General features: G+C 62.9%; 15 protein-coding genes. 12 read left to right on the top strand and 3 right to left on the bottom strand.

Annotation, left to right across the window (positions count from 1 at the left end; translation table 11 throughout):
- The first annotated feature begins 69 nt into the window (after positions 1-69).
- On the top strand, positions 70-2136 hold the full coding sequence (gene ligA / locus PQR67_RS03180) for an NAD-dependent DNA ligase LigA (protein ID WP_408454342.1): 2067 nt from the start codon (positions 70-72) through the stop codon (positions 2134-2136).
- A complete protein-coding gene (gene def, locus PQR67_RS03175) occupies positions 2133-2666 on the top strand; it encodes a peptide deformylase (protein WP_408454339.1) in 534 nt (177 codons plus the stop codon). The genes ligA and def overlap by 4 nt, the downstream gene beginning before the upstream one ends.
- 153 nt (positions 2667-2819) lie before the next feature.
- On the opposite strand, the gene PQR67_RS03170 is transcribed toward def, so the two are convergent.
- The 3 genes from PQR67_RS03170 to map are packed head-to-tail and all read right to left on the bottom strand — an operon-like array spanning position 2820 to position 8460.
- Positions 2820-5033 carry a pseudouridine synthase gene (locus PQR67_RS03170; protein WP_408454336.1) on the bottom strand — a complete coding sequence of 738 codons (2214 nt, stop codon included), beginning with the start codon at positions 5031-5033 and terminating at the stop codon, positions 2820-2822.
- A 6-nt stretch (positions 5034-5039) separates the two neighbouring features.
- Complete coding sequence (locus PQR67_RS03165; RefSeq protein ID WP_408454333.1) at positions 5040-7619, bottom strand: [protein-PII] uridylyltransferase; 2580 nt, start codon at positions 7617-7619, stop codon at positions 5040-5042.
- A gap of 31 nt (positions 7620-7650) precedes the next feature.
- The gene (gene map, locus PQR67_RS03160; RefSeq protein ID WP_408454330.1) at positions 7651-8460 is read right to left on the bottom strand and encodes a type I methionyl aminopeptidase; all 810 of its coding nucleotides are present in this window, start codon (positions 8458-8460) and stop codon (positions 7651-7653) included.
- Positions 8461-8962: 502 nt separating this feature from the next.
- Between map and rpsB the strand changes: the two genes are divergently transcribed.
- The 10 genes from rpsB (at position 8963) to PQR67_RS03110 (ending at position 19624) form a co-directional block, all read left to right on the top strand.
- A complete protein-coding gene (gene rpsB, locus PQR67_RS03155) occupies positions 8963-9715 on the top strand; it encodes a 30S ribosomal protein S2 (protein ID WP_408454327.1) in 753 nt (250 codons plus the stop codon).
- A gap of 193 nt (positions 9716-9908) precedes the next feature.
- Positions 9909-10790: a translation elongation factor Ts gene (gene tsf, locus PQR67_RS03150; RefSeq protein WP_408454325.1), complete on the top strand. Its 882-nt coding sequence runs from the start codon at positions 9909-9911 to the stop codon at positions 10788-10790.
- A gap of 220 nt (positions 10791-11010) precedes the next feature.
- On the top strand, positions 11011-11724 hold the full coding sequence (gene pyrH, locus PQR67_RS03145; protein WP_028199371.1) for a UMP kinase: 714 nt from the start codon (positions 11011-11013) through the stop codon (positions 11722-11724).
- A gap of 100 nt (positions 11725-11824) precedes the next feature.
- Positions 11825-12385: a ribosome recycling factor gene (frr, locus tag PQR67_RS03140; protein WP_028199370.1), complete on the top strand. Its 561-nt coding sequence runs from the start codon at positions 11825-11827 to the stop codon at positions 12383-12385.
- 62 nt (positions 12386-12447) lie between these two features.
- Positions 12448-13230: a polyprenyl diphosphate synthase gene (gene uppS / locus PQR67_RS03135; RefSeq protein WP_408454321.1), complete on the top strand. Its 783-nt coding sequence runs from the start codon at positions 12448-12450 to the stop codon at positions 13228-13230.
- Positions 13224-14045 carry a phosphatidate cytidylyltransferase gene (locus PQR67_RS03130; RefSeq protein ID WP_408454318.1) on the top strand — a complete coding sequence of 274 codons (822 nt, stop codon included), beginning with the start codon at positions 13224-13226 and terminating at the stop codon, positions 14043-14045. Before uppS ends, PQR67_RS03130 begins: the two co-directional genes overlap by 7 nt.
- A 10-nt stretch (positions 14046-14055) precedes the next feature.
- A complete protein-coding gene (locus PQR67_RS03125) occupies positions 14056-15261 on the top strand; it encodes a 1-deoxy-D-xylulose-5-phosphate reductoisomerase (protein ID WP_408454315.1) in 1206 nt (401 codons plus the stop codon).
- Between the two features lie 7 nt (positions 15262-15268).
- Positions 15269-16654, top strand: a complete 1386-nt coding sequence (gene rseP / locus PQR67_RS03120) for an RIP metalloprotease RseP (protein ID WP_408454312.1) — start codon at positions 15269-15271, stop codon at positions 16652-16654.
- Between the two features lie 67 nt (positions 16655-16721).
- On the top strand, positions 16722-19025 hold the full coding sequence (bamA, locus tag PQR67_RS03115) for an outer membrane protein assembly factor BamA (protein WP_408454309.1): 2304 nt from the start codon (positions 16722-16724) through the stop codon (positions 19023-19025).
- 62 nt (positions 19026-19087) lie between these two features.
- Complete coding sequence (locus tag PQR67_RS03110) at positions 19088-19624, top strand: OmpH/Skp family outer membrane protein (protein WP_408454306.1); 537 nt, start codon at positions 19088-19090, stop codon at positions 19622-19624.
- The last annotated feature ends 29 nt before the right edge of the window (positions 19625-19653 follow it).

The raw sequence follows: 19653 nt of genomic DNA, 5'->3' as shown, positions 1-19653 counted from the left end.
CCGATGTAAAGGGGCACGCTTCCTGCGATAATCCAATGTCTGAATTCCTTTGAAGAAACTTCCGACAGCATGGCCCGAACCCCCGCCTCCAACCCTGCAACCAGCGCTCCGGCCGAGCGGGCCGCGTGGCTGCGCGCGGAACTCGAACGCGCCAATTACGCGTACTACGTGCTCGACCAGCCGGACCTGCCGGACGCGGAGTACGACAAGCTGTTCAAGGAACTGGAGCGAATCGAAGCGGAGCATCCGGAGCTGATCGTGCCGGATTCGCCCACCCAGCGCGTGGGCGGCGAGGCGTCGAGCGGTTTCGAGCAGGTCGTGCACGATCAACCCATGCTCTCGCTGAACAACGGCTTCGCAGACGAAGATATCGCCGCGTTCGACAAGCGCGTCGGCGACGCGCTCGGCAAGAACGCAAGCGAACCGCCGGTGCCGGTGGAATACGCGGCCGAGCTGAAGTTCGACGGCCTCGCCATCTCGTTGCGTTACGTCGACGGCGAGTTCGTCCAGGCGTCCACGCGCGGCGACGGCACCACCGGTGAGAATGTCACCCAGAACATCCGCACGATCCGTTCCATTCCGCTCAGGCTCAAGGGCAAACGCATTCCGCACGTGCTCGACGTGCGCGGTGAAGTGCTCATGTTCAAGCGCGATTTTGAACGCCTGAACGAGCGCCAGCGGGCCGCGGAGCAAAAGGAATTTGCCAATCCGCGTAACGCTGCCGCGGGCAGCTTGCGGCAGCTCGATTCGAAGATCACCGCGCAGCGGCCGCTGTCGTTTTTCGCTTATGGAATCGGCGTGCTGGAAGGCGGCGAGATGCCGGCCACCCACAGCGAACTGCTCGACTGGTACAAGGAGCTCGGCTTGCCGGTGAATGGCGAGCGGGCGGTGGTGCAGGGCGCCGCGGGTTTGCTGGGATTTTTCCACGCGGTCGGCGAGAAGCGCGACACGCTGCCCTACGATATCGACGGCGTGGTCTATAAGGTCAACCGCCGCGACGAGCAGGATGCGCTCGGTTTTGTGTCACGCGCGCCGCGTTTCGCTCTGGCGCACAAATTCCCCGCGCAGGAAGCGCTGACCAAACTCCTTGCGATCGACGTGCAGGTTGGCCGCACAGGTGCGATCACGCCGGTGGCGCGACTTGAACCGGTGTTCGTCGGCGGCGCGACGGTGACCAACGCTACCTTGCATAACGAAGACGAAGTGCGCCGCAAGGATATCCGCATCGGCGACACGGTCATCGTGCGACGCGCCGGTGACGTGATTCCCGAAGTGGTGAGCGCGCTGCTCGACCGCCGTCCGGACGACGCCCGCGAGTTCGTCATGCCCACGCACTGCCCGGTGTGCGGCTCGAGCATCGAGCGGCTGCCGGACGAGACGATTGCGCGCTGCACGGGTGGCCTGTTCTGTCCGGCGCAGCGCAAGCAGGCACTGTGGCACTTCGCGCAGCGGCGGGCGCTGGATATCGACGGGCTCGGAGAAAAGATCATCGATCAGCTCGTTGAGCAGAATCTGGTGCGCACGCCGGCCGACCTGTTCAACGTTGGCTTCGCGACACTTGCTGAACTCGACCGCTTCGCCGAAAAGTCCGCGCAGAATCTGCTCGACTCGCTCGACAAAGCCAGGCATACCACGCTGGCACGCTTTATTTACGCGCTCGGTATCCGGCATGTGGGCGAATCCACGGCGAAAGATCTCGCCAAACATTTCGGCTCGCTGAATCCGATCATGGACGCCTCGGTCGAAGCATTGCTGGAGGTGAACGACGTGGGGCCTGTGGTGGCTGAGTCGATTCAGCGATTTTTCGCCGAAGAGCACAACCGCACGGTGATCGAGCAACTACGCGCGCCGGGCAAGGTCACATGGCCGGAAGGACCGCCCGCACCGAAGGCGCCGCAAGGCGTGCTGGCCGGCAAGACGGTCGTATTGACCGGCACCTTGCCAACGCTCGCCCGCGAAGAGGCGAAAGAAATGCTCGAAGCGGCCGGCGCGAAAGTGGCGGGCTCGGTGTCGAAGAAAACGGACTACGTGGTGGCGGGGGCCGAAGCCGGCAGCAAGTTGGCGAAAGCCGAGGAACTCGGCGTCCCGGTACTCGACGAAGATGGTATGCGCAAGCTCCTGGAGGGGCAGTTATGATCCGCGAAATTCTCAAGATGGGCGATCCGCGCCTTTTGCTTATTGCCGATCCGGTTGATCACTTCGACACCCCCGAACTGCATGAACTCGTCAAGGACATGTTCGAGACCATGCATGACGCGAACGGCGCCGGACTCGCCGCGCCGCAGATCGGCGTGAATCTGCAAGTGGTGATTTTCGGCTTCGGGCACAACGAACGCTATCCGGATGCACCGCCGGTGCCTGAGACGGTGCTGATCAACCCGACTATTACGCCGGTGTCGCTGGATATGGAAGAGGGCTGGGAAGGTTGCCTGTCCGTACCCGGTCTGCGAGGCGCGGTGAGCCGGTTTTCGATGATCAAGTATCACGGCTTCGATCAATATGGCAAACCGATCGACCGCGTCGCCGAGGGCTTTCACGCGCGCGTCGTACAACATGAGTGCGACCACCTGATCGGCAAGCTGTACCCAATGCGGATCAACGATTTCGCGAAGTTCGGTTTTACTGAAGTGCTGTTTCCGGATATGGATCCGAATAACGACGACTGACGCTCTGCGTTCTGGCCCGCGAGGATCGTACCGTCGCGAGTGCAGCTGGAAACAAAAAACCCACGCCTCGCGGCGTGGGTTTTTTTGTTGGGCAGACGTCACGGCGCGCACGCCGTGAGTTTTTCGCTGTTTGAGCCTCTTAGGCTCGCGGCATCAGAACGACTCGTCCGCCGACAGATAGCGCCATTGACCTGGCGGCAGTGCGCCCAGCATCACCTGGCCCATCCGCACGCGCTTCAGGCCAATCACTTCGAGGCCGACCAGCTCGCACATCCGGCGGATCTGACGCTTCTTGCCTTCGCGCAGCACGAAACGCAGTTGTTCGCCGTTTTGCCAGTTGACCTGTGCGGGCTTCAACGGCACATCGTCGAGCGAGAGGCCGTGGCACAAGAGCGCGAGACTTTCCGGCGGGAAGTGGTTTTCGACGTCGGTGGTGTACTCGCCGTACGACACGCGCACCAGATACTCCTTGTCGATCTCCGAATGGCCGCCGATCAGCTGCTTGGCAATGCGGCCGTCCTGCGTCAGCACCAGCAAGCCTGTCGAATCGATGTCCAGGCGCCCGGCCGGCGCGAGTTGGCGCAGATGCGCGACCGAGAAGCGGATCTCCGAACTGTCGCCTTCCCAGCGATTTTCCGGCGTGACCAGTGTGATCGCCGGTTGATAGCCGTCTTCCGCCTGACCCGATACGAGGCCCACGGGCTTGTGGATCAGGACCGTCACCTGGCTCGCTTGCGCGGCTTCGGCGGCGGGGTCGATCTCGATGCGCTGATCCGGACGGACCTTGGTGCCGAGCGTGTCGATCCGCTCGCCGTCGACCATCACCCAGCCTTTTTCGATCCATTCGTCGGCTTCGCGGCGTGAGCACAGGCCGAGTTCGGACATCAGCTTGGACAGGCGCAGTGTGCCTGGTGCGTCTTCGTAATCGCGACGCGGCGTGCGCGGGGCGGCAGCGGCGTCATCGTGGCGTTCGGCTCTGGCTGCGGGCGCCGGGCCACGCGGCTTGTCGGCGCGAGCCGGGCGGTTGTCGTCGCCAAAGCGGCGGCCGGCAGCCGGCAGCGCCTTGTCGAAGCTGCGAGCAGGGCGTTCGCCCCGGTCGCTACGGTCGCTACGGTCATTACGTTCGCCGGCACGCGCCGGACGATCGCCGAATTCACGTTTGGCGGGTGCTCGTTCGCCGCGGTCGTCGCGCGGTGCGCGCGCCGGACGGTCCGTGCGGTCACCGTAGCCGCTTTTAACGGGCTTCGCGAATGTGCGCTCGCCACGCTCGGAGGCACCACGCTCGCCTTCAAAACGGCGCGGTGCTGCGCTGTCGCTGCGCGGCCCGCGCTCGCCGGTACGGCGCTCCTGCGGGGCGCCACGGTCGCTGCCGAAACGGGGTCGATCCGAGGCGTCACGCGCCGGACGCTCGCCGCGCGGTCCACCTTCCGACGGACGGCCTGCACCCGGGCGCGGACCGCTGAACGAGCGGCGTTCGCCGTCGTCGCGGCGCGGGGCGCGGTTGCCTTCGAAACTGCGGGGTGCGCGCTCGCTGCGGTCGCCACCTTCAAACCGGCGGGGCGCGCGCTCGCTATCGTCCCGACGTGGGGCGCGATCACCGCCACCCTCGAACCGGCGCGGAGCGCCTTGGCTGCGCTCGCCGTCTGCACGACGTGGAGCGCGTTCACTGCGATCGCCGCCACCTTCAAACCGGCGGGGCGCACGCTCGCTATCGTCCCGACGCGGAGCGCGATCACCGCCGCCCTCGAACCGGCGCGGAGCGCCTTGGCTGCGTTCACCGTCAGCACGACGCGGAGCGCGCTCGCTGCGATCGCCGCCACCTTCAAACTTACGGGGCGCACGAGCGCCTTCGTCCCGACGCGGAGCACGATCACCGCCGCCCTCGAACCGGCGCGGAGCGCCTTGGGTGCGTTCGCCGTCAGCACGACGCGGAGCGCGTTCGCTACGATCGCCACCACCTTCAAACCGGCGGGGCGCACGCTCACCGTCGTCCCGACGCGGAGCACGCTCGCCACCACCTTCAAACCGACGTGGTGCACCGCCGGCGCCTTCACGCCGCGGCGGCCGATCCGAAGGCGCCCGGCGCGCAGCGCCGGCACCGCCCGCATCCCGTTCGCGGGAAAACGATCCTTCAGCCCGGGGCGCGCGCGCCCCGGCGCCTGCCGGCTTGCCCGCACCCGCCGGACGTTTGCCGCCGCCCGCTGCGCCAGCGCCTTCACCCCGCGCCCCGTTAAACCCGGCCGTCGGCGTAGACGGCCTTGGTCCGCTCGGACGCGTCGGCTTACGCGCCGAGGTGCTTCCGGTACGGACAGGGGCGCGTTCGGACGAAGCCGGCCGCGGGTGCTTGGCTGTTAATTTGACTCGCATGAAATCTCACACTGCAATCGCGCGCAGCAGTTCGGTCTCGACCTGAATTTGCAGGCGGTTGTCCGACAGACCGTGTCCATCCAGCAGGAACACGTCTTCGACGCGTTCGCCGAGCGTATTGATCCGCGCCGACGCGACGCCGACCCGGTGCTCGGCCAGCACGCGCGCGATTGAATAAAGAAGGCCTGGCCGGTCGTTAGCGGACACGGACAGGATGTAATATTGGCCGCGCTCGTCGGCCCGAAGATCGACGCGCGGCGTAACAGGGAAGGTCCGCGACAGCCGCGACAAACGGCCTTTCGACGGTCCCGGAAGCAGGGTGCCGTCACCGGTCAGGCGTGCGGTCAGTTCCTGTTCGACCAGATTGGCAATATCGCGATAATGCACGTCTTCTTCGGTATGCGCGACGAGGAAATTATCGAGCGCGTACCCGTGACGGGTCGTGCTGACCCGCGCATCGAGCACCGACAAGCCGTTGCGGTCGAAATACGCGCAAATGCCGGCGAACAGATCGGGCTGGTCTTTCACATACACCAGCACCTGAAGCGCTTCGCCGATCGGCGAAGGACGTGCCCGCACGATCGGCGTGGCGGTCTCGACGTGCCGGTACAGCACACGGGTCTGCCATGCGATATCCGCCGCGTCGTGACGCAGGAAGTAGCCGATGTCCAGCTTGTCCCACAAGGCCTTCTGCGCGCCTTCCGGCACGGTTTCGAGGCGCAGCAGGGCCAACGCCTCTTCCTGGCGGGACTTCAACTCGGAGTGCGCGTCGGGCCGCGCGCCGCCAAGCACCGCCAGGGTCGCGCGGTAGAGGTCCTCGAGCAGCTTGCCTTTCCACGTGTTCCAGACTTTCGGGCTGGTGCCGCGAATGTCGGCCACGGTCAGCAGGTAAAGCGCGGTGAGCCGGCGCTCGTTGCCAACCAGTTCGGCAAACCGCTTGATGACTTCCGGGTCGCTCGTATCCTGCTTCTGCGCGACCTGGCTCATGGTCAGATGCTGCTGGACCAGCCAGACGACCAGTTCGCCGTCTTCGCCCTCAATGCCGTGGGTGCGGCAGAAGCGCCGCGCGTCGGCCATGCCGAGTGTGGAATGATCGCCGCCGCGGCCCTTGGCGATATCGTGAAAGAGCGCGGCCACGTACAACACCCAAGGCCGGTCGAGATTGGCGATCAACTGGCTGCAGAACGGATATTCGTGCGCATGCTCGGCCACCGCGAAGCGGCGCAGATTGCGCAACACCATCAGGATGTGCTGATCGACCGTGTAGACGTGATACAGATCATGCTGCATCTGCCCGACAATGCGCCGGAAGTTCAGCAGATAACGCCCGAGCACGCTGGTCTGGTTCATCAGGCGCAGCGCGTGCGTGATGCCGGCCGGCTGCTTCAGGATGTCCATGAACAGGCGGCGGTTTTCCGGATCGCGCCGCCAATGCTGATCCATCACGTCGCGGGCGTTGTAGATCGCGCGCAGCGTGCGCGCCGACAAACCCTTCACGCCCGGCGTCTGTTCGTAGAGCAGGAAAGCCTCGAGGATCGCGTTCGGCTCGCGCTGGAACACGTCGTCGCTGGCGATCTCCAGCATGCCCTGCTTCTCGACGAAACGGTCCGACAGCACACGCGTGATGCCGCTTGTGTTGGGGAAAAGCTGCGCTTCGATGTTCTGGATCAGGATGGTGGCGAGCTGTGTGACAGCCTTCGCGGACCAGTAATAGCGGCGCATCAGCTGTTCGCTGGCGCGCTTCGTGGCGGTTGGCTGGTAGCCGAAGCTTTCGGCGACCGGCGTTTGCAGGTCGAACACCAGAATGTCCTGGCGGCGGCCGGCAATCACATGCAGCCGCGCACGCAGCGTTTTCAGGAAGCCTTCGTTGCGGCGCAGTTCGCGCGCTTCACGCTCCGTGATCAGACCGCGTGCTTCGAGCTCGCGCCAGCTGCTGCCGAAGCCGGCGGCCTGCGTGATCCATAGGATCAATTGCAGATCGCGCAGGCCGCCCGGGCTTTCCTTGATGTTCGGTTCGAGCGAATACGGCGTGTCCTGAAACTTCGCGTGCCGCTGACGCATTTCCAGCACTTTGGCCTGGAAGAACGCGCGCGGGTCGAGCGTTTCACGGTAGCGCTTCGAAAAATCGTCGAAGAGTGGGGCGCTACCTGTCACGCGCCGCGCTTCCAGCAGCGAGGTGCGCACGGTGACGTCGTTGGCGGCTTCTTCTACACATTGCGCCACACTGCGCACGCTGCTGCCGAGTTCGAGCCCCAAATCCCACGCAAGGCTGATAAAGCGCTCGATGCGCGCCGCGAGATGTTCGATCGGCGCGTCGGGCAGCAGGACCAGAATGTCGATGTCGGAGTGCGGCGCGAGTTCGCCCCGCCCGTAACCGCCGACGGCCAGTAGAGCCAGTTCGGGCGGCAGCCCGCAGGTGTTCCAGGCGGCCCGCAGCGACTCGTCCGTGGTGCGCGAGAGCGCGGCCATCAGCGAATCGACGTTGGAGGCCGTCTTGAAGCGTTCCAGCAACTGGGCTTTGGCCACTTTATAGTCTGCCTTGAGCGACGTGGCGTGGGATTGGGCGACGGCTGGAACACTACTCATTGGCAGGCGGGCAGGTGAGGTCGGAAGTCGGTCAGGCCGTGGCCGCGACAACCGGCGGCCGCGCGGGCGTGCCGGCCGAGACAGTCAGCACGTCGTAGCCGGTTTCGGTGACGAGGATGGTGTGCTCCCACTGTGCCGACAGGCTGCGGTCTTTGGTCTTGACGGTCCACTGGTCCGGCATGGTGCGGATGTCGCGCCGGCCGGCGTTGATCATCGGTTCGATCGTGAAGATCATGCCGGTTTGCAGTTCGAGCCCGGTGCCGGGACGGCCGTAGTGCAGAATCTGCGGGTCTTCGTGGAACACCGTGCCGATGCCGTGGCCGCAATACTCGCGCACCACGCTGTAGCCTTGCCCTTCGGCGTGTTTCTGGATGGCGTAGCCGATATCGCCGAGATGGGCGCCCGGGCGCACCTGATCGATGCCGAGCCACATGCATTCGAAGGTGGTCTGCACGAGGCGTTTGGCCATGATCGAGCCTTCGCCGACGATGAACATCCGGCTGGTGTCGCCGAAATAGCCTTCCTTGATCACGGTGATGTCGATATTCAGCGCGTCGCCGTTCTTCAGTGTCTTGTCACCCGGAATGCCGTGACAGATCACATCGTTGACCGAAATGCAGGTGGCTTTCGGGTAAGGCGGATAGCCGGGCGGCTGATAATTCAGCGGCGCCGGAACCGTGCCTTGTTCGTTCAGCATGTATTCGTGACACAACCGGTCGAGCTCTCCGGTCGTAACGCCGGCCGTGACGAACGGCGTAATGTAGTCGAGCACTTCGCTCGCGAGTTTGCAGGCGACGCGCATCTGCGCGATATCGTGTTCGTTTTTGAGCGTAATAGCCATGAGTCGGGCCTGAAATGCAATTTATTGCAAGATTATCGCACCATATTCCACCTGCCGCAGGGTTTTGCGAGCGGGCTGGTGCCTTTTGCCCTCGTGTTCCTGGTTCGATTAAGGGCGGCTTGCTGGAGGCGCCGGCAAGCGCCCGGGTGCAACCGCCTGCAGCAAACAGGAGCTACCGCGCGGGTTGAGTCGGCCGATAGTCGCGTGCTATAATCTTTGGCTAAGTCGATCTCTGTCTTATTTTGTTGATGTATCGCTGTTCTAATGGGCGGCGGGTGAACGCAGATAAGCGTAGATAAGCGCGCAAGCAAGCGCAAATTGGCGGAAAAGACTTCTCGTGGCGATAGTTGCCTGCGCTACGGGATAGGGCAGTACCAAGGCAGCAGACTCGCAAGCCGGCGCACCCAGGGTGTCCGTCGCGTTCAGCCAGAAAGTGCAATGCACAATGGCGGCGCGGCCGATACGGCAGCCGGCTTAAGACCCAACCCTCGCGGAGATTTTCATGGCAGTTACTATGCGTCAAATGCTGGAAGCCGGTGTCCACTTCGGTCACCAAACGCGCTTCTGGAACCCGAAGATGGCCCCCTTCATTTTCGGCCATCGCAACAAGATTCACATCATCAACCTCGAAAAGACGCTGCCGATGTACAACGACGCGCTGAAGTACGCGCGTCAACTGGCAGCGAATCGCGGCACTGTCCTGTTCGTCGGCACGAAGCGTCAATCGCGCGACACGATCGCTGAAGAAGCGCAACGCGCTGGCATGCCGTTCGTCAACGCGCGCTGGCTCGGCGGCATGCTGACCAACTTCAAGACGCTGAAGGTCTCGATCAAGCGCCTGAAGGACATGGAAGCGGCGCTGGAAGCAGGCGAAACCGAACGCATGAGCAAGAAGGAAGCGCTCCTGTTCGAACGCGAAATGGCCAAGCTGGTCAAGTCGATCGGCGGCGTGAAAGACATGGGCGGCATTCCGGATGCGATTTTCGTGGTCGACGTCGGCTACCACAAGATTGCCGTGACCGAAGCCAACAAGCTTGGCATTCCGGTCATCGCCGTGGTCGACACGAACCACTCGCCGGAAGGCATCGACTACGTGATCCCGGGTAACGACGACGCTTCGAAGGCTGTCGCTCTGTACACGGCTGGCGTGGCTGACGCGATCCTCGAAGGCCGTGCTAACTCGGTCAACGAAGTGGTGCAAGCTGCTCGTGGTGGCGACGGCGACGAGTTCGTCGAGGTCAACTCGGAAGCGTAAAGCTGCCCCATGTCCGGCAAAAAAGGGGGCTTTCTACAGGCCCCCTTTTTTTAAGTCGCGACAAAGTTGTGGGTTGCTGTGAGCAGTACCTGAAACGTAGTCCGTAAAAAATACGTGCAACGTTGAAACGAATTCTTGCCGCCGGTATCGAAGTCCGGGCGGCGTGTGACAGACGGAACTCAAGGAGCAAATGATGGCGGCAATTACCGCAAGCATGGTTGCAGAACTGCGCGCAAAGACCGACGCGCCGATGATGGAATGCAAAAAGGCGCTGACGGAAGCCGACGGCGACATGGCGCGCGCTGAAGAACTGCTGCGCGTGAAGCTGGGCAACAAGGCCAGCAAGGCAGCATCGCGCGTGACGGCTGAAGGCGTGGTCGCATCGTTCATCGGCGGCAACGCTGGTTCGCTGGTCGAACTGAACTGCGAAACCGACTTCGTTTCGAAGAACGACGACTTCCTGAATTTCTCGAAGACCGTCGCTGAGCTGGTCGCTACGCAAAACCCGGCTGACGTTGCAGCTCTGGCGGCACTGCCGCTGGACGGCTCGACGGTCGACGCAGTGCGTCTGGCACTGGTCGGCAAGATCGGTGAAAACCTGTCGATCCGCCGTTTCGTGCGTTTCGACACGGCGAACAAGCTGGCAGCGTACCTGCATGGCACGCGTATCGGCGTGCTGGTCGAGTACACCGGCGCGGACGAGCAGGTCGGCAAGGACGTGGCAATGCACATCGCCGCCATGAAGCCGGTTTCGTTGTCGTCGGACGACGTGCCGGCTGATCTGATCGCCAAGGAGCGCAGCATTGCTGAGCAGAAGGCTGCTGAATCGGGCAAGCCGGCTGAAATCGTCGCCAAGATGGTCGACGGCAGCGTGCAGAAGTACCTGAAGGAAGTGTCGCTGCTGAACCAGACGTTCGTTAAGAACGACAAGCAGACGATCGAACAGATGCTGAAGGCTGGCAACGCGAGCGTGCAGAAGTTCGCGCTGTTCGTGGTCGGTGAAGGCATTGAGAAGAAGCAGGACGACTTTGCAGCTGAAGTGGCCGCTCAAGTCGCTGCTGCAAAGCAACAATAAGCGTCGCTCAAGCTTCAGTTAGTACCGTTGGACCCGCGGCGGAGCAAGACTTTGCCGCGGTCGGCGGCGCCGCAAGGCTGCGTGCGGGTTGACCCTCGTGGCGCAGCCGCCTCTGACGAACCTCAGGGTTCGTCAATTTGGCGACGCTTGCCCGAATCAGCATTTCACCCCTACATTAGTCCCTTGTTGTTGCCCTGTTCTGCGCGATCTGGATACCCCTATGCCCACTGCCTATAAACGCGTCCTGCTCAAACTCTCCGGTGAAGCTCTGATGGGCGACGATGCCTTCGGCATCAATCGCGCAACCATCGAACGAATGGTAGCGGACGTGGCCGAAGTGGTCCGTCTCGGAACGCAGCTGGCCGTGGTGATCGGCGGCGGCAATATTTTCCGCGGCGTCGCGGGCGGTGCGGCCGGTATGGATCGCGCCACGGCTGATTACATGGGCATGCTGGCCACCATGATGAATGCGCTGGCGCTGCAGGACGCAATGCGCCATGCCGGTATCGAAGCGCGCGTGCAATCCGCGCTGCGCATGGACCAGGTGGTCGAGCCGTACATCCGGCCCCGCGCGATTCGCCAGCTCGAGGAAGGCAAAGTCGTGATCTTCGCGGCCGGTACCGGCAATCCGTTCTTCACGACGGACACCGCAGCCGCGCTGCGTGGCTCGGAAGTCGGCGCGGAAGTCGTGCTGAAAGCCACCAAGGTGGACGGCGTCTATTCCGCTGATCCCAAGAAAGACCCGAGTGCGACCCGTTACGCCACGATCAGCTTCGACGAGGCGATCGGGCGCAATCTGCAGGTGATGGACGCCACGGCGTTCGCGCTGTGCCGCGACCAGAAGCTGCCGATCCGGGTGTTTTCGATCGTCAAGCCGGGCGCGCTCAAGCGCATCGTATTAGGCGAGGACGAGGGCACCCTCGTCCACGTGTAAACTCTCGTTCACATAACGTGGGCTTTAACGCGAGCCCAGGCCGCCGCATAACGCGCGCGCTGGCCGGCTCGCACCGTTTTGAAGGTTCGGAGGTTTAAAAATGTCTGTGGCTGATATCAGGAAGGGCGCTGAACAAAAGATGCAGCGTTCCATCGACGCGTTCAAGAACGACCTGTCGAAGATTCGCACGGGCCGTGCACACACGGGCCTGCTCGATCACATCCAGTGTGATTACTACGGCTCGCCGGTGCCGATTTCGCAGGTCGCGAACCTGACGCTGATCGACGCACGCACGATCGGCGTGCAGCCGTGGGAAAAGAAGATGGTCCAGGTCGTCGAAAAGGCGATCCGCGAATCGGACCTCGGTCTGAACCCGGCTACGCAAGGCGACGTAATCCGCGTGCCGATGCCCGCGCTGACCGAAGAGCGTCGCCGCGAACTGACCAAAGTGGTCAAGAGCGAAGCGGAAACGGCTAAGGTCGCGATTCGCAATCTGCGCCGTGACGCAAACGAGCAACTGAAGAAGCTCGTGAAAGACAAGGAAATTTCGGAAGATGACGAGCGTCGTGCAGGTGACGACGTTCAGAAACTGACGGACAAGTTCGTCACGGAAATCGACAAACTGGTTGTGACCAAAGAAGCCGAGATCATGACGGTCTGAGGCCGGTTGGCTCAGCACCTTTAAGATATCCACTTCTTTTTTCAGTCACTGTCCCGACGGCCATGACCTATACCAGCTCAACCGTGCGCGTGCCTGATATCGCCGCGGTGCCGCGACATATCGCGATCATCATGGACGGCAACGGCCGTTGGGCGACCCAGCGCCGTCTGCCGCGCGTGGCCGGCCATACGCGCGGCGTTGACGCGGTGCGCGCGGCCGTCGAGGCCTGCGCCCGGCAGGGCGTCGAATATCTGACACTGTTTGCCTTCAGCTCGGAAAACTGGCGCCGCCCGAACGATGAAGTGTCGTTCCTGATGCGCCTGTTTGTCACTGCGCTTGAGCGCGAGATCGGCAAGTTGCACGCGAACGGCATCCGTTTGCGTGTGGTCGGCGATCTGTCCCGATTCGATACGCGTATTCGCGATCTGATCAAGCGCGCGGAAACCAAAACCGCCCGCAATACCCGTCTCACGCTTACCATCGCTGCCAACTATGGCGGTCGGTGGGACATCATGCAGGCGACCCGCAAGCTTGCCGAGCAATCGGCGCTGGCGGGCAAGGCGGTCGAGGTGAACGAGGATTCGTTCGCCGAACACCTGTCCATGGCCTATGCGCCGGAGCCGGACCTCTTTATTCGCACCGGCGGCGAGCGCCGCGTCAGCAACTTCCTGCTGTGGCAACTCGCTTATACCGAGTTCTACTTCACCGACACCTTCTGGCCGGATTTCGACGCCGACGCGCTCGGCCACGCCATTGCTTCCTATGCGGAGCGTGAGCGCCGCTTCGGCCGCACCAGTGCTCAACTCGAGCCGCAATCGCAAAACGTCGATTCGCTTCCATGCTAAAAACCCGTGTCATCACGGCGATCATCCTGCTGGCGATCTTCCTGCCGGTCACGCTATTCGCGCCGGTAGGCGCGTTCGGCGCGCTGATCGCCTTCGTCGTCGTGTTCGCGGCGTGGGAATGGGCGCGCCTGCTGAAGCTCGGCGGCGCGGGCCCGGTTATTTACGCGCTGGTGGCTGCCGTGGCGCTGGTCGCGAGCACACGTCTCGGTACCGGCGTCGAGGAGCCCCGGCCGCTGTTTCAGGCGGCCGTTATTTTCTGGGTCATCGCGGGGCCGTATGTGCTTCTGCGCAAACCGGTCCTCGCGCAAGGCGCCTGGCGCGCGTTTCTGTTCCTTGCCGGCATTGTGGTATTCGTCGCGTGCTGGCATGCTCTCGTCGCCGCGCGCATGAAGGGCGTGCCGTTCGTGCTGTCCCTGCTGCTGTTGGTATGGCTGGCCGATATCGGCGCATACTTCTCGGGAAAGGCTTTCGGAAAACACAAGCTGGCGCCTGCCATCAGCCCGGGTAAGACTTGGGAGGGCGCGATCGGCGGCTGGCTGGCCGTGATGATCGTCGCCGCGGCGGCGGTCTTTTTGCATGCGTTCGAGCCAACCCTGTATTCTGCGCTGCTGGCGCAACTGGGCGCCGTACGTACGCTGCTCGCACTGACCCTGCTCGTGGCATTCAGCGTGGTGGGCGATCTGTTCGAATCGATGATGAAACGCCAGGCCGGAGTGAAAGATTCAAGCGGCCTGTTGCCCGGGCACGGTGGTGTACTCGACCGCATCGACGCATTGTTGCCGGTGCTGCCGCTTGCCATGCTGCTGCTCGGCTAGAGAAAGAGATATGCAAAAACGTCTGACATTGCTCGGTTCAACGGGCTCGATTGGAGACAGCACGCTCGACGTCGTCGCGCGTCATCCCGAGCGCTTTTCGGTTTACGCGCTCACCGCGCATCGCAACGGCGACAAGCTCGTCGAGCAATGCCTGCGCTTTCAGCCTGAAGTCGCGGTAGTCGGCGACGCCGACACCGCCGTGCGCGTCGCGGCGAAGCTGCGCGAAGCGGGCTGCAAGACCGAGGTCGGGTACGGGCCGCAAGCGCTCGTCGACGTATCGGAGAGCGATGGCTGCGATACGGTGGTGGCGGCGATTGTCGGCGCTGCGGGCCTCGCGCCGAGCCTGGCCGCCGCGCGTGCCGGCAAGCGCATTCTGCTCGCCAACAAGGAAGCGCTGGTGATGTCCGGTGCGATCTTCATGGACGCCGTGCGTGACAACGGCGCCGTGCTGCTGCCGGTCGACAGCGAACACAACGCGATTTTCCAATGCCTGCCGCGCGAAGCCGCGCTGCACGGTGGCGTCTCCAAGATCATCCTGACCGCCTCGGGCGGCCCGTTCCGCACGCGCGAACCGGCCACGCTGACCGACGTCACGCCTGACGAGGCCTGCAAGCATCCGAACTGGGTGATGGGTCGCAAGATTTCGGTCGACTCGGCCACGATGATGAACAAAGGCCTCGAGGTGATCGAGGCGCACTGGCTCTTCAACGTGCCGGGCGAGCGCATCGAGGTGCTGATTCACCCACAAAGCGTGATTCATTCGATGGTCTCGTACGCCGACGGTTCGGTGCTCGCGCAACTGGGGAACCCCGATATGCGTACGCCAATCGCGCACGCGCTGGCGTTTCCTGAGCGCGTCGATTCGGGCGTGGCGCAACTCGATCTGCTGCAGGTCGCGTCGCTCTCGTTCGAAAAGCCGGACTACACGCGCTTCCCGTGCCTCGCGCTTGCCGTGAAGGCGCTGGCCGAGGGTGGGTTGGCGAGCGCGGCTCTCAACGCCGCCAACGAAATCGCTGTTGAAGCGTTCCTGTCGCGCCAGATCGGGTTCATGGCGATCGCACAGGTGGTCGACGCCGTACTCAATGCGTTGCCCAACCGCAGCGCGCACGCGCTCGACGACGTGATCGAAGCCGACGCCGCCGCGCGCCGCGCCGCCGCCGACTTTATCGCGCGTCTGCCGGACGGTGCCCGTCGCACGGAACGCGCCGTCCAGTGAGGCGCCTATGAATCTGCTAATCGAACTGCTGGCCTTCGCGGTTGCGATTGGCGTACTCGTGGTCGTCCACGAGTACGGGCATTACAGTGTGGCGCGTTTGTGCGGCGTCAAGGTGTTGCGCTTTTCGATCGGCTTCGGCAAGCCGCTGTTCCAATGGGTGAGCCCGAAGACGGGCACCGAATGGACGATTGCCGCGCTGCCGCTGGGCGGCTACGTGAAGATGCTTGACGAGCGCGAGACCGGCGGGGCGCCGATTCCGCCTGAAACCTTGCCGCATGCGTTCAACCGGCAGTCGGTGTGGCGCCGTTTCGCGATTGTCGCGGCCGGGCCGGTCGCGAACTTCCTGCTTGCCATCGTGCTGTTCGCCCTCGTGTTCGCCACTGGCGTGACGGAGCCTGCGGCCGTGGTCGCTGCGCCCGCGCCGAATACGGCTGCGGCGCTGGCCGGTTTCGACGGCGGCGAAACCGTCGTCGCCGTGCGTGCCGAGAACGCCGGCGAATCCGAGCGTGTGCGTTCGTGGTCCGACCTGCGCTGGAAGCTGCTGGGCGCGGCATTCGATCACAAGCGGGTCGTGTTGAGCGCGAAAGATGCCCACGGCATCTCGGATTTCCAGTTGGATCTGCGCGGCATTACCGAGAAAGACGTTGACGACGACTTTATGTCGCGTCTCGGCTTCGAGCCGGGAGGCGGCAAGCTGACGGTTGCAGGCGTGCAGCCGGGTAGCGCCGCGCAAAAGGCAGGCCTTGCAGTGGGAGATCGTCTGCGCGCGATCAACGGCGTGCCGACCGACAATGCCACGGCCTTCATCGCTTATGTAAAATCGCACGCGGGTGTGCCCGTGACGCTGCAGGTGGAGCGTGGTGGACAAGCGGCGGGCAAGCTGGAAGACGTTCGGATCGTCCCGCAGTCGCAGCACGACGAGGCAACGGGGCAGCAGATCGGCCGTATCGGTGCTGAACTCGCCACTCAGGTCCCGTCGATCGACGTGCGCTATGGGCCGGTCGAAAGCCTGCAACTGGGCGCGCGCCGTACCTGGGATCTTGCAGTTTATTCGGTGCGAATGTTCGGGCGCATGATCGTCGGCGAGGCTTCGCTGAAGAATCTTTCCGGTCCCGTGACGATTGCCGACTACGCAGGAAAGAGCGCACGTCTAGGTCCTTCTGCATTCCTGTCGTTCCTGGCCCTTGTCAGTATTAGCCTCGGCGTACTGAACCTGTTACCAATTCCGGTATTGGACGGGGGTCATCTGTTATATTATTTGGTTGAAGCTGTAACCGGCAAAGTTGTCTCCGATCGCTGGCAACTCGTTTTTCAGAGGGCGGGTCTCGCCTGCATCGTCGCATTGTCGGCGATTGCGCTGTTCAACGATCTGGCTCGTTTAATCCATTTTTAAAGTGTCTGGCGGCGTTCACGATGGCGACCGTCTGACCTGATGCAGCTATACACACTGGGGAAGCACGTTGTTTAAACCTCATCGCTTTGTTCCAAAGACGGTTATAGCCGCGGCGTTCGCCGCGCATGGGCTGGTTGCTCACGCAACGACGCCCTTCGTGGTGCAAGACATCCGGATCGAGGGGTTGCAACGCGTCGAACCCGGTACCGTGTTCGCGTACCTGCCCATCAAGCAAGGCGACACCTTCAGCGACGATAAGGCTTCCGACGCCATTCGCGCGCTGTACGCCACGGGCTTCTTCAACGACGTCAAGATCGCGACCGAAGGCAATGTCGTCATCGTGCAGGTGCTGGAGCGTCCGGCTATCGGCACGATCGATTTCTCCGGTATTCACGAGTTCGACAAGGACAACCTGACCAAAGCGCTGCGCGCGGTCGGTTTGTCGCAAGGCCGCTACTACGACAAGGCACTCGTCGACAAGGCCGAGCAGGAACTCAAGCGCCAGTACCTGACGCGTGGCTACTACGCCGCCGAAGTCACCACCACGATCACGCCGATCGACCGCAACCGCGTGTCGGTGTTGTTCTCGGTGGCCGAAGGTCCGAGCGCGAAGATCCGCCAGATCAACTTCATCGGCAACAAGGCGTTCAGCACCGGTACGCTGCGCGACGAAATGCAGCTGTCCACGCCGAACTGGTTCTCGTGGTACACGAAGAACGACCTGTACGCGAAAGACAAGCTTACCGGCGACCTCGAGAACGTCCGCTCGTATTACCTGAATCGCGGCTATCTCGAGTTCAACATCGAGTCGACCCAGGTGTCGATCACGCCGGACAAGAAGGACATGTATCTGACGGTCACGCTGCATGAAGGCGAGCCGTACACGATCAACAGCATCAAGCTGGCCGGCAATCTGCTCGATCGCGAGCCGGAGCTCGCCAAGCTGATCAAGATCAAGCCGGGTGACCGCTTCTCGGCTGAAAAGCTGCAAGCCACCACCAAGTCGATCGTCGACAAGCTGGGCGAATATGGCTATGCGTTTGCCACTGTCAATGCGCAGCCGCAAATCGATCAGGAACACCACAAGGTCGACCTGACGCTGCAGGTGGATCCGAGCCGCCGCGTGTACGTGCGCCGCATCAACGTGGTCGGCAACACGCGCACACGTGACGAAGTGGTGCGCCGCGAAATGCGTCAGCTCGAAAGCTCGTGGTTCGATTCGAACCGCCTCGCGCTGTCGAAAGACCGGATCAACCGTCTCGGCTACTTTACCGATGTCGACGTGACCACGGTGCCGGTCGAAGGCACGCCGGATCAGGTCGATGTGGACGTCAAGGTGTCTGAAAAGCCGACTGGCGCGATTACGCTGGGTGCGGGTTTCTCGTCGACGGATAAGGTGGTGCTCTCCGCGGGCGTGTCGCAGGACAACGTGTTCGGTTCGGGTACGAGTCTGTCGGTGAACGTGAATACCGCCAAGACATACCGTACCTTGACGGTCACGCAGGTCGACCCGTATTTCACGGTCGACGGCATCAAGCGGATTACCGACGTCTATTACCGTACGTACCAGCCGCTGTACTACTCGACGGATTCGAGCTTCAAGATTGTCACGATCGGTGGTGACCTGAAGTTCGGTATTCCGTTCTCCGAAGTCGACACGGTGTACTTTGGCGCCGGCCTCGAGCAGAACCAGCTGGATATCGACGCGAACACGCCGCAGAGCTACATCGACTACGTGCACGAGTTCGGCCGCGTGTCGAACAACGTGCCGGTCACGGTGGGCTGGTCGCGCGACGCGCGTGACAGCGCACTGGTGCCGAGCCGCGGTTACTTCACGCAGGCGAACGCCGAATACGGTACGCCGATCGGCGGCACGCAGTATTACAAGGCCGACATCAACGCGCAGTACTATTATTCGTTTTCGCGCGGCTTCGTGCTGGGCTTCAACTTCCAGGGCGGTTACGGCAACGGTCTTGGCGGCAAGCCATATCCGATTTTCAAGAACTACTACGCGGGCGGTATCGGCTCGGTGCGGGGCTACGAGCCGAGCTCGCTGGGCCCGCGTGACGCGAAAACGAACGACCCGATCGGTGGCTCGAAGCTGCTGGTGGGTAACATCGAATTGACGTTCCCGTTGCCCGGCACGGGCTACGACCGCACGTTGCGTGTCTTCACGTTCCTCGACGGCGGTAACGTCTGGGGTTCGGAGGGCAACAGCATCGGCGCGAACGGCCTGCGTTACGGCTACGGTGTCGGTCTCGCGTGGATTTCGCCGATCGGCCCGCTCAAGCTCAGCTTGGGCTTCCCGCTCACGAAGCACACTGGCGACCAGTATCAGAAGTTCCAGTTCCAGATCGGGACGGCATTCTGATCGGGCGGCCGGAGGCGGGCGGTCCGGTCTTGAGTGGCCGGCCAAACTACAGTATCGAGAGGATGACTTTGCTAACCGGTATGTTTTCGAAACGTGTGGCGTGTGCGTTCGCGCTGGCAATGACGCTGGGTGTCGGCGTGGCGGGCGCAGCGCACGCACAGGAAGCCAGGATCGCTGCGGTGAATTCGGACCGTATCCTGCGTGAGTCGGCTGCCGCGAAGGCCGCACAGGTCAAGCTCGAGGCGGAGTTCGCCAAGCGCGACAAGGATCTGGCCGATATGGCGCAGAAGCTGAAGACAATGTCTGACTCGCTCGACAAGAGCGGTGCGTCGATGTCGGCCGCTGATCGCGCGCAGAAGCAGCGCGACTTGTCGCAGCTGGATACAGACTTTCAGCGCAAACAGCGCGAGTTTCGCGAGGACCTGAACCAGCGCCGCAATGAAGAGCTGGCGGCGGTGCTCGACCGGGCCAACAAGGTGATCAAACAGATCGCCGAGCAGCAGCACTACGACCTGATCGTTCAGGAGGCCGTGTACGTGAGCCCGCGCATCGACATTACCGATCAGGTGCTGAAGGCTCTTGCGGCCTCGGGTAACTGAACGGGCGCTGGATTGCCGGTTGCGGGCTC

It is taken from the genome of Paraburkholderia fungorum (assembly GCF_046026025.1).
Lineage (GTDB): Bacteria > Pseudomonadota > Gammaproteobacteria > Burkholderiales > Burkholderiaceae > Paraburkholderia > Paraburkholderia fungorum_E.
Note: the sequence above shows the minus strand (reverse complement) of the source record. Positions and strands in the feature narration are given on the sequence as shown.

Excerpts from the sequence above, each read along its gene's own strand:
- ligA (WP_408454342.1), top strand. The coding sequence starts at position 70 with ATGGCCCGAACCCCCGCCTCCAACCCTGCAACCAGCGCTCCGGCCGAG.
- def (WP_408454339.1), top strand. The coding sequence starts at position 2,133 with ATGATCCGCGAAATTCTCAAGATGGGCGATCCGCGCCTTTTGCTTATT.
- PQR67_RS03170 (WP_408454336.1), bottom strand. The coding sequence starts at position 5,033 with ATGCGAGTCAAATTAACAGCCAAGCACCCGCGGCCGGCTTCGTCCGAA.
- PQR67_RS03165 (WP_408454333.1), bottom strand. The coding sequence starts at position 7,619 with ATGAGTAGTGTTCCAGCCGTCGCCCAATCCCACGCCACGTCGCTCAAG.
- map (WP_408454330.1), bottom strand. The coding sequence starts at position 8,460 with ATGGCTATTACGCTCAAAAACGAACACGATATCGCGCAGATGCGCGTC.
- rpsB (WP_408454327.1), top strand. The coding sequence starts at position 8,963 with ATGGCAGTTACTATGCGTCAAATGCTGGAAGCCGGTGTCCACTTCGGT.
- tsf (WP_408454325.1), top strand. The coding sequence starts at position 9,909 with ATGGCGGCAATTACCGCAAGCATGGTTGCAGAACTGCGCGCAAAGACC.
- pyrH (WP_028199371.1), top strand. The coding sequence starts at position 11,011 with ATGCCCACTGCCTATAAACGCGTCCTGCTCAAACTCTCCGGTGAAGCT.
- frr (WP_028199370.1), top strand. The coding sequence starts at position 11,825 with ATGTCTGTGGCTGATATCAGGAAGGGCGCTGAACAAAAGATGCAGCGT.
- uppS (WP_408454321.1), top strand. The coding sequence starts at position 12,448 with ATGACCTATACCAGCTCAACCGTGCGCGTGCCTGATATCGCCGCGGTG.
- PQR67_RS03130 (WP_408454318.1), top strand. The coding sequence starts at position 13,224 with ATGCTAAAAACCCGTGTCATCACGGCGATCATCCTGCTGGCGATCTTC.
- PQR67_RS03125 (WP_408454315.1), top strand. The coding sequence starts at position 14,056 with ATGCAAAAACGTCTGACATTGCTCGGTTCAACGGGCTCGATTGGAGAC.
- rseP (WP_408454312.1), top strand. The coding sequence starts at position 15,269 with ATGAATCTGCTAATCGAACTGCTGGCCTTCGCGGTTGCGATTGGCGTA.
- PQR67_RS03110 (WP_408454306.1), top strand. The coding sequence starts at position 19,088 with ATGACTTTGCTAACCGGTATGTTTTCGAAACGTGTGGCGTGTGCGTTC.